Annotated in this window: 7 protein-coding genes; 3 read left to right on the top strand and 4 right to left on the bottom strand. The window is 58.0% G+C overall.

The genetic code is table 11. The annotated features are described in order from the left end of the window. Nucleotides 1-330: 330 nt before the first annotated feature. Both IRZ24_RS11495 and IRZ24_RS11490 read left to right on the top strand, forming a co-directional pair. Nucleotides 331-1,005, top strand: a complete 675-nt coding sequence (locus tag IRZ24_RS11495; RefSeq protein WP_297164171.1) for an SRPBCC family protein — start codon at nt 331-333, stop codon at nt 1,003-1,005. 848 nt (nt 1,006-1,853) lie between these two features. After that, a complete protein-coding gene (locus IRZ24_RS11490) occupies nt 1,854-3,113 on the top strand; it encodes a DegT/DnrJ/EryC1/StrS family aminotransferase (protein ID WP_297164170.1) in 1,260 nt (419 codons plus the stop codon). Nucleotides 3,114-3,226: 113 nt separating this feature from the next. Here the strand turns inward: IRZ24_RS11490 and IRZ24_RS11485 are convergent, their stop codons facing one another. From IRZ24_RS11485 to IRZ24_RS11470, 4 genes are all read right to left on the bottom strand, one after another. After that, nucleotides 3,227-3,634, bottom strand: coding sequence for a response regulator (locus tag IRZ24_RS11485; RefSeq protein WP_297164167.1), 408 nt, complete (start codon nt 3,632-3,634; stop codon nt 3,227-3,229). A 480-nt stretch (nt 3,635-4,114) separates the two neighbouring features. Beyond that, entirely contained in the window at nt 4,115-5,155 is a 1,041-nt protein-coding gene (locus tag IRZ24_RS11480; RefSeq protein ID WP_297164164.1) for a sigma-70 family RNA polymerase sigma factor, read from the bottom strand. Nucleotides 5,156-5,236: 81 nt separating this feature from the next. Continuing rightward, nucleotides 5,237-6,157 carry a protein phosphatase 2C domain-containing protein gene (locus IRZ24_RS11475; protein WP_297164161.1) on the bottom strand — a complete coding sequence of 307 codons (921 nt, stop codon included), beginning with the start codon at nt 6,155-6,157 and terminating at the stop codon, nt 5,237-5,239. Between the two features lie 41 nt (nt 6,158-6,198). Further along, entirely contained in the window at nt 6,199-6,420 is a 222-nt protein-coding gene (locus IRZ24_RS11470) for a hypothetical protein (protein WP_297164158.1), read from the bottom strand. An 841-nt stretch (nt 6,421-7,261) separates the two neighbouring features. Between IRZ24_RS11470 and IRZ24_RS11465 the strand changes: the two genes are divergently transcribed. Continuing rightward, the coding region (locus IRZ24_RS11465; RefSeq protein ID WP_297164155.1) for a DUF6788 family protein at nt 7,262-10,470 on the top strand (3,209 nt) is incomplete at its 3' end.

Genomic DNA, 10,470 nt, shown 5'->3' with positions numbered 1-10,470 from the left:
CTGGCGCACCCCCCGGGGACCCCCCAGGTTGTCCAGCCTATCGGCAGCGGTACCCCCTCAATGGAGCCGTCCCCTCTCCCAACAGTTACCCCTTCATCAGAGGCGCCGAGCGCTCCCTAGCGCAATCAGGCCTTCCGCTCTCTACTCCTCTCGCTGCGCATGCTTTGCCTCCCTGCCCTGATTGGGCAGGGACCTCCCTTTTCTTGACTATATCTACATATCTACACTTGCTTGTCGTAGAGCGTATCCATACTGAGAGCAGGAGAGAAGTGACGGATCAGCATATATGCCCGTTAGGCTATGACATAGACAGGGAAAGGAGTGCATTTTGTGAGCAGAATCATCGTTCAGAGCGAAAAAGTTATTCCAGCTAAGCCGGAGGATATCTACGCTATTCTGGCTGACTATAAAGGCCGGCACCCGCAGATTCTTCCAGCTAACTTTCAAGATTACCGGGTTGAGCAAGGAGCCCGAGGCGAGGGCACGGTGATCAGCTTCCGCCTGCGCGCTGGCGGACGGGAACGTCTCTACCGTATGCGCGTCAGTGAGCCAGTGCGGGGCCAGACATTGACGGAGAGCGACCTGAATTCTTCGCTCGTCACTACCTGGACCGTCACCCCGCTGCCTGATGGGCAGCACAGCCAGGTTCGTATTGCAACGATGTGGGAGGGAGGGAGCGGTCTCGGTGGCTTCTTTGAGCGTGTATTCGCCCCCCTGGGCCTGCGACGTATCTACAGTCAGACGCTGGCCTCGCTGGCGGCTCTAGTTGAGGGCCGTCCTCCAGAGGAGCGCCGCCCCTCTAGTCCGCTCCTGCTCTTGCCGCTATTGGCACTGATCATAGCTCTGCCTTTGATTCTCCGTCTGCTGCAACAACGACGTCGGCATGGGACGTCGCCAGCTCGCATTGTTCCGGCCAGCACACTGCGAGAGGCCCGCTCCCGCGTCCGCGAGGTCCGCAAGCAGGCTGAACAAGCCTGGCCACGCCTGCGCTCGCTTCGGGCCTAGGCGCATGTGGCTATCACCCCGCAAGGCCTCATTGCCATTGAGCATGAGAGGCGTCAGCTTCTTGGTCTCGCTGGCGCCTCGTCGTCTCGCAGTCCCGCCGCTGCCGCTATTTTACCGCCCGCCGCTTGACAATCCTCTTTTCAGTCGCTATCCTCCAAAGCAAATGAGAGCAGAAAAAACATAGGCAAGCGTACTTTTAGAGTATGCTACTCCTATATGCGAAAAAATAGCTCGCTTGCTTTGAAAGCTAGTCCCTGGGGCTCTGGCGCGCTTAGCCTGCTGCTGCAAGGTTGCGGGCTTGTAGGCGGTTCACTCTCTTTGACGTTTTTCCGCATTTCCCTTCTTGGTCGTTAGCTGACAGATTGGGAAAAGAGGGGCGAATCAACGGGGGAAGAGGAGTGTATGATGAGGAGTGGAAAGGTAGTACATAGACGTAGGGGATGCTGTAACAGTACTCGCGCCATCGCTGCTGGCATTATTAGCCGAGGGGCTGCCACTTGCCAGCTCAGCCGATGGCGGGAAGCGGCGTCAATGCTCTGCGTCTTGTCCCTATCTCTCGGGGCCAGCAGCCCAGCTCAGCCTGGGCAGCGTTCCACCCCCGGCGGCATAGCCCCCTGTTCTAGATCTGCCTCCCTTGCCCGCAGCGGCTCAAACATCTGTGCCTCGGCTGCAGGCCCTGCACCCTTGAACCTCGATATCCTCTCATCGATAACCTGGTAGAAATCACAAGGCATGCGACAGCAAATCATGATAGGCTATCGTTACGACGGAAACGCTTATCTTGAATCCAACAACCATTGCGTCCACCGCGGCCTTAGTTGGAGACCGCGCAGCAAGGAGGCATAGCCATGAGTCGGTCAGCATCGTACGCCCATACAGCCACAGCACCTAGCGCAGCCCAGTCACTGATTCCTGCCCAGGGCAACGGGCGCCGCCTGCAGCAACGCCTGAGCATTCTGCAGCAGGAAGTGGCCGAAATTGTCACTGAGGCGGCTGAGACTGGCAATCACACGAATGGGCCTCGGGTTCAGGCCCTGGAGGAGGCCTTTAAGGGATATCTGAAGGTGGCCGATGCCATCGCCGTCAATAGCGGCAGCTCCGCTTTGCGTGCCGCCTGCGAGCTGTTACGCCTTCCGCCTGGCAGCGAGATCATTATCCCAGCCTACACTTTCATTATGACCGCCTACTCGGTCAACGATGCCTTTGCAGTTGATCCCCAGAGCGGCACTTTTACTAAGGGCGGCTTGACACCGGTCTTCGTGGATATCGATCCGCAGACCTATACGCTCGATCCGGCTAGCGTCAGGGAGGCACTCAGCGAGCGGACTGCGGCGATCATCGCTGTCCATATGCTCGGTCAGATGGCCGATATGCGCCCATTGCTGGATCTGGCCGATGAATATCGGCTCTTTGTGATTGAAGATGCCGCTCAGGCTCACGGCGCGACCTACTGTGATCCCCGAACCAATCATATTTACGCTGCGGGGAGCATGGGCGATTGTGGTTGCTTTTCGCTAAGCGATGTGAAAAATATCGGCTCGATGGGCAGTGATGCGGGCCTGCTCACGCTCACCACACGTCTCGGTTCTCGCTTGCCTTCCCTCTCCGCAGAGGCTCGCGCCTGGCGCAATACGGGCCGGCTTGGTCGGCATCGCTATGAGCACCAGACCTGGGGCATTCGGGCCCGCATGGATGAGTATTCGGCGGCAGAGTGCCTGGCCCAATTGCGCTCTCTTGATCGCTGGGTGGCCCGTCGACAGCAGATTGCTGCACGCTATAGCGCTGCTTTGGCCGGCACCTCCTTCACAGCTCCTTACATTGCTCCTGGCCGCCGCCACGCCTTTTTCAACTATATGGTAAAAGCGCCCACGCTGGAAGCCCGCCACCTGCTGGAGTCCCGCCTGCGCGCGGCGGGTATCCAGGTCGCCGATACCTACAGCGTGGTGCCGGACCAGCCCCTTTACCGCCAGGGCCTGCTGCCCTGCCGGATCGTGGCCGCCGAGCGCGCGCGTGAGATTGCACAGTTGCTGGTGGCCATCCCTTGCTATCCCGAACTCAGGGAGGAGGAGATCGCGCGCATCGAGGAGGTACTCAGTCACTGTCCCTAAATTAATGACCTCCTCCTGCCAGGTCCTCCTCAGAGAGGATGGGACAGCGCCGGCGGCAAGGTCCTTTCCTGCCTCTTCCGCCGTCTCTCCTTGCACCGGCGCTGTCTCTCTCCTTAGTCAACAATGGCTTGTTGTCCAGAAGGTTCGCTTTCTCTCAAGTGTGTCTTGATGACTGTCAGCAGTTCCTCCGTCCGAAAGGGCTTGGTGAGATAGGCGCTGGCGCCAGCCAGGCGTCCTTTAAGGCGGTCAAGAACACTATCGTAGCCAGAGAGCATGATGATAACCGGACGTCGCGGGTGGCGAGTCTTGAGAATCTGGGCAATGCGGTAGCCGCTCAGATGCGGCAGAGCAATATCGAGGAGCACGAGATCAGGGAGGAGATCACGTCGCTTTGCAAGTGTTTTGATGGCCTCTAGACCATCTGCATAGGTGAGACAATCGATGCCCTGGCGTCGCAGGCAGACCTCGACGATCTTGCGCACCGGCAATGAGTCGTCGATCACCATGACAAGCTTGCCCATCGCGACCTGCTCTTTCTTCTGAGAAAACAAGACCCGATCGCTGCTATGTTAGGCCCGAGTTGAGCGATCCAGCCGGCTTCAGTCAATATATACAGGCTGGTGACTGCCCTTCTTTCTCGCCTTGCTGGCAGCCGGCGAGAGACAGCGATACCCGTGGCTTTTCACCCCGCCGTATACGCTCGCCTATCCTGAGAGTGCCAGCGCTTTCGCTGCGCTATTTGTCTTTTTTCTTTGTCTGGTTGCCTGGATAGATGGCTGGTTCCAGCTAAGCCAGGAGACTAGCATAAGCTTTTTGCCTGGGCATTCTATCTGTTTGCCTGCCTATCCCTGTCCTCGCTCTGGCTTCCCTCTGAGAGCCTGCTCCTTGCTCACCCGGGGGATCGATAGAGGCAATAGGAGAGGCAGGCGGGCCAGGAGTGATGCGAGGGGTTGGGTCTCCTGGCCCCGCGCGTTCGTGGCTGACCACGTCTGCTCCTTTGGTTAGGGCACTAGGAACTCTTCGAGCATCCGCTTACGACAAGGTTCGGCTAGTTTGCGCAGGGCCTTGGCCTCCGCCTGCCTGATGGCTTCGTGAGTGACCCCTAGTTTGCGCCCAACCTCTTTGAGGGAGTGCTCGCGTGCCCCTTGGAGGCCATAGCGCAGGCAAATGATTCGTCTCTCGTTGGGGCTGAGACTCTGGAGTACCTCCTTGATGTGCGCTTCTAGCATCTGGCGAATTACCACCTGCTCGGGAGAGTAGGAAATATCGTCTTCAATAGTGTCTCTAAATGGGATCTCGTCTTCCGAGCCAGTGGCAGGCGAATCAAGGCTGAGGGTCTCTTCGCTGGCCTGGAGCAGAGCAATCACCTGTCGCTCCGGGAGGTCCAGTTCCTCCGCCAGATCCTCAGTTGTGGGATCACGCTCCAGATCTTGCTGTAAGCGCTGGCGCACCTGGGTTAGACGCTTCAGCTCCTCGCGCTTGTAGAGTGGCACACGAATGGTGTGGGCCTGCTTGGCCAGAGCGTGTGACATGGCACGCTTGATCCACCAGGTGGCATAGGTACTGAATTTGTAGCCCCGACGATAATCGAATTTCTCTATGGCATGAATGAGACCAATGTTGCCTTCCTGAACTAGATCCATGAGGTCCATCCCCAGGCCCACGTAACGCCGTGCTATACTGACCACTAGGCGCAGGTTGGACTCGATGAGCTGGCGTTTGGCTTCCTCTCCCTGGGCAAGAATGTATGGGTCAGGACGGGCTTTCTTGCGTTCCTCACGCGCTCGTTCCATTTGCCGCGCGAGGGCCGTCACTTCTTCGGCAGAGAGCTGCCGCGTGCGGCCAATCTCGCGTTTGTACATCTGGCGGGAATCGCGCAGGCAGAGAATGTCTTGTTCTAATTGCATGGATGTCTTGTCATCCGTAATATCAAAGATTCGCTCTCCGTGCCGCGGCTGCCAGCGCAGTTCCTCATCATCAGTCGGTCCGGCTCCGATAACGACACAGGTGGTGGATGCTGTTCTTGGCAAGAGGCTAACCATGTGCAAGATCCTCTCTTTCCTACATAGCTCCTTAAGAAATAGTTTATGAGCAAGAGTAGCTCTTCAGCTACGATGAAGCAATTAGACAGTTCTAGGCGCCACGTGCACCACGATGGCGCTGATGTTGTCAAGCCCGCCATTATCGAGGGCCGCGGTCACCAGACGGTCGCAGATTTCCGCCGAGGATAGGCCGGGCTGGCAGATGATCGCCAGCAACTGGCTATCGTGCACCGCTTCCCACAGTCCATCAGAGCAGAGCAGTAAGCGATCATCGGCCTGGAGGCTACATTTGAAGCAGTCGACATCGACCGTGGCTCTGTTGCCAAGTCCGCGATAGAGCTGGCGGCGCTCGGGATGATGGGCAGCTTCCTCGGGTGTGATGACGGCTGTCTCAGCCATACGCGCTGCCAGCGAGTGATCACGTGTGATTTGTACCAGCCCCTCGCGCTCCCGGTAACGGTAGATCCGGCTGTTGCCAACGTTAGCAACATAGGCCGTCAACTCAGTGATGAGCGCTATAGTTAGTGTCGTTACCATATATGTGCATGCTTCTATGCTGCGAAGATAGACGACCTGGTTAGCGCGTCTGATGCCTTCGACGAGTAGCTGTGGCAGCTCTTCATCATTGAGCTGGCGGGAGCCTGTCAGGCCGAGGAGCACGAAGTGGAGCACGGCCTGGATGGCCAGTTTGCTGGCATCCCCCTCGTAGGCACGGTTACCCAGGCTCAAGCCATCGGCCACTACGAAGAGGCCGAAGGGAAGTAAACGTCCATTGCGAATACAGGTTCCTTGCAGTGCCATCAGATGCTCGTCGTTCGAGCTAAAGCGGCGCCCCTCGCCCTGATGCCAGGCAGTGCCCACCTCCAGATGCAGCGGCAAGTCGCGCTGCCAACGACGTACCAGCGTTCTGCGCCCAGTGACTTGTCGCTTGAGCAACCCGGTAAGGTTCTGCAGATGAGGCAACAGAGACCTCTCATACTCGGATTGCAGCTGCTCTTTCATAGTCAGCGTCCACTCCTCATCATGTGAGCGCTCACCGCCTACTACCCTACTACTTGGACATAGAGGGCATACATCAGCTGCATGGCCTTCTCTTCGCCTACCTGGCACGCAAGCTGCTGTTGACAGCTCCCAAGATAGTCCATACGCCGCCGGATGAACTCATGGCGGGCACTACCCAGAGCCAGGCCATAGAGACCACGCTGCATGGCCTCTAGCTCTTGTTGGATTTGCGATCGCAGCCGTGCAACCTCGCTCTCGCACATGGGCTATCTTCCTCCTTGTTGCCTGCGCCAGGGGCGCAGAAGAACACATGGATGGATGGACGCGGATGTCATTGACACTGGGCAGTATACCGACCGGCAGTTTTCTCTACCTCCTCAGTATCTTCCGCGTGAGATCTTCTGCGCTGGCTCGTTCTTACTGACTGAGAGCAGAGCAATCCACCGGGAGGTTGACGTCGCGCAATGCTCACAAGGTCCCTGGGTCAAAGAGCGCATGCTCTGACTTACCTCGACAGGCGTCCCAGAATTGCAGGATGCCTGTCCTGCAATTGGGTAATGCAGGCCCCTGAATGGCATGATTTAGGCCCCAGGCTTCTGCTCCTTGATGGGTAGCTAGCTGGTCGCGGGTGTAGAGCAGGCCAGTCTTCACAGGGGAGACTTATGGCGCTGTCTTATACCAGTCTTATGTAAAGAGCGCAGATCTGGCCGGCGAATGATGGTGGCAAAGCGCTGGTGTGCCCGACTTTACTGCAGTGGGTTGGTTGGCTGACTGGATTAGCCTTCTGATGCCGATTTCGCCAGATTGCCTGGTCTGTTGCTCGCTTCCGGCTGCAAGTGCGCTGGCTGAAAGCCCAGGCAGGCGTTAGTGCCTTGCACTCTGCAGGCTGGCCAGGCGCTAACGTTGAGACAGGAAGACAGCGAGAAAGGTGCGCAATCCTTTTCACCCGCTTCAACTGCCAGCTTGCGCACGATGGGGTATAAGGTATAATGAGGGAAGTTAGCCAAAGGTCCTCCAGGCTCCTATAGTGCAGCTCAGCCTATTTCTATCTCCAGTGAAGTGCATGCCAGAGGCAGGTAGGAACCACTGTCAGGGGATCAGCACATGAGCACAAAAGTGACCTACCATCAACAAATCAGCTTCTGTGGTAAGCCGCGCTGCCGCAAATGCAATATGGGCATTGGACATGGCCCCTACTGGTATGCCTACAAGACCGTGAATGGGCGCACGACGCGCACCTACATTGGGAAGGCGTTGCCGCCCGATGTCCAGCCTGAGCAGATCCAGACGTGGATTGCTGGACGTCCCGCCCGCGATGATGATCCTTCGGTGCTCCGTGTCTCTATGCTAGGCCGCTTTGAGCTTGAGCGCCGTGTGGGGCGCAACTGGCAGACGGTCGAAGATGCTCGCTGGCATCATCAACGTCAGCGCCAGCTCCTGGCTCTTCTGCTGCTTAGCCCGGGGCGCAAGTTGGGTCGCGAGCAGATTATGGAGGCGCTCTGGCCAGGTCTTGATCCTGAGACGGCAGCGGCCCGGCTTGACCGTACAGTATATTCGCTGCGTCGGATTTTGGAGCCATCGCTGCCGCGCGCTTCGATTTCGCACTTGCTCCGCACTGAACATGAGGGGCTGGCGTTGGCTGACCAGCATGAGATTTGGACGGATAGCGATGCCTTCGAGTTGCTCTTGATGCAGGCCAGGGAGGAGCAGCGCACGCCTGCTGAGCGGGAGCATCTGCTTGAGGAGGCGGTGGCTCTCTATGCGAATGATCTTCTCCCCGAGATGGCAGATGTCCCCTGGGTGGTGACGCGCCGTGATATGCTGCGCCGCCATTGGATGGGGGCATTGCTGGAGCTGGCTGATCTGCGCTTGGCCCGTGAGGCTTACGCCGCTGTGATTGAGCCTATGGATCGCTTGTTAGCCGCTGACGATACGAATGAGGCCGCTGTGCAGCGCTTGATCATCGCTCTGACAGCGCTGGGCCGCCGGGCGGAAGCGATGCGTGTCTATCATCGTCTGGTGGAGGCGCTGCGGCGAACGCATGATATTGAGCCGTTGGTCGAGACGCGTCGGCTCTATGAGGAGGTGCGTCGCGGCTCGGTCAATGTCAGGGGGCTTCCGCCGGTGCCTCTGACATCGCTCTTGGAGGTGGAAGGGCGTGGCCAGGAGGGACGTGATGGGCGCTCACAGGTGCAGGTCGGTCGTCAGCACCAGAGTCCTCTGGTGGGCCGTAAGGAGGAGTTGGAGACGCTACGCACGGTGATGCAGACTTGTGAGCAGCAGCGTCGCGTCCGTCTGGGGAATCGTCGGCGCGCGCTCCTTTCACCGTTCGATCAGCCTCGCCAACCGCAGTGTGTGTTGTTGGCAGGCGAGGCGGGCATTGGGAAGACCCGTCTGGCGGAGGAGGTGGGACGTGAGGCTCAACAACGTGGTTGGGCCATCGCCTGGAGCCGGGTCTATGCGCAAGAAAGTAATGTGCCGTATCGTCCCTGGACAGAGGTGCTGCGTAATGCTCAGAGCCGTGGTTTCTGGCAAATCCAGGAGATTAGTCATCGTCCCTTGCTTTACCAGCCTCTCAGTATTCTCCTCCCCGAGTTGAACGCTTTGCCCCATGTCGAGTTTGCGAATCCCCTTTCGCCCGAGGATGAACAGCGCCGTCTTTGGGAGGCAACGCTTGATTTGTTGACAATGATTAGCGAGCGTACTCCTCTGTTGATCGTGCTGGATGACATTCATTGGGCCGACCCTAGTAGCTGCGAGCTGCTGGCTTATCTGGTGCGTCACTTGCAACAGCGGGCCATGATGATTATTGCCACTTACCGTGATACGGAGCTGCCGGAGGATCACCCGTTGCGAACCTTGCTGCCTCACTTGCAACGTGAGCAGGTAGCTCTGCGTCTGGAGGTTAAGCCGCTGAGCGAGGAGCAGATTGCTTCACTGGTGGCGCATCTGCCAGAGCCGTTGGTGCACTATATTCAGAAGCAGGCGGGAGGTAACCCGTTCTTCGCCGAGGAGCTGGCGCGGACGCTGGCAGGGGTGAGTCCAGAGACGGTGCAGCAGTTGCTGACGGAGACACGGGGGAAGGGACGCGAGCAGGAGTTAGCGCGGGCGATGCCGTTGCCGGAGACGATCGCGGCAGTGCTCGATCTGCGTCTGCGCCGCCTGAGTCCGGCTTGCCAGCGACTCTTGAGTAATGCTTCGATTCTGGAGGGGGCCTTTGAGTTTGGTGAGGTGCTGCAGCTAGAGCAATTGGGTGGTAGCGCCATCGATGAAGCAAGGTTGCTCGATTTGTTGGAGGAGGCCCTGCGTGAGGGAGTTCTTGTCGAGGAAGGGGCGGGCACGCGTATTAGTTATCATTTCTGGCATCCGCTCCTCGGGTTGCATCTTTATCAGCGTCTGTCGGGGGCGCGACGGGCGAGCTTGCATCGGCGGGCGGCGCAGGTGTTGGAGCGCAAGTATGCGGGACGTGAGGCCGAGGGCGCGGCGACGATTACGCAGCATCTGGTGAAGGGTGGTGGCGAGGCGGCGGTGATCACGCGCTATGCGGAGTTGGCGGGTGATCATGCCTATGCCTTGTCGTCCTATGGGGAGGCCGAGTACTATTATCGCCTGGCGATCCAGTATCTGCAGGAGGCTCAGGGGCGTCCGCTGGCGGCCTGGAGTCAGGAGGAGCGTCTGCATCTGGCGGATCTCTATGAGTTGTTGGCCTATTCGCTGCGTGTGCAGGGCAAGTCGGAGGAGGCCCGCCACTTTTATGAGCGCCTGCTAGAGGTACGCAACTATCAGCGCCAGCCGGCAACGCCTGAGGAGGCCCTCTATGAGGCGCAGTATCAGGCCATGATCTGGGTCGAGATCGGCTGGACTTGGTATGATGCTAGCGATACGGGGGCGGCTGCTCGCTGCTGTGAGCGAAGTGCGCAGATTCTCCGCGAAGCTCACGTTGAGAAAAGCCCCGCCTGGGCTAGTATTTATCGCCAGCAGAGCTACATAGCCTGGCAAATGGGGAATTATCAGCTTGCTATTCAAGCAGCAAACCATGCCTTAGACCTATTTCGACAGAAACTAGAGCACCCGGTTATTCGGCTTCCCCTAGATAAGCCTCTCAGAGGGACTAACATTAACTCTAGCCTTATGGGCGACCAGGTGGACATAGCTTTAACACATCGATTATTAGGATCTATCGCAATTACCATCGGTAATCCAAGAGATGCTCTTTATCATTTAAATATATCTTTAACAATATTTGAACAATATAGCTGTTTTAGAGACATTGCAGCGACATGCTGCAATATTGGCCATACATACCTTACTAT

Source organism: Thermogemmatispora sp. (assembly GCF_019683755.1).
In the GTDB taxonomy this organism is placed as follows: domain Bacteria; phylum Chloroflexota; class Ktedonobacteria; order Ktedonobacterales; family Ktedonobacteraceae; genus Thermogemmatispora.
This window is presented reverse-complemented; position numbering and strand designations above follow the sequence as displayed.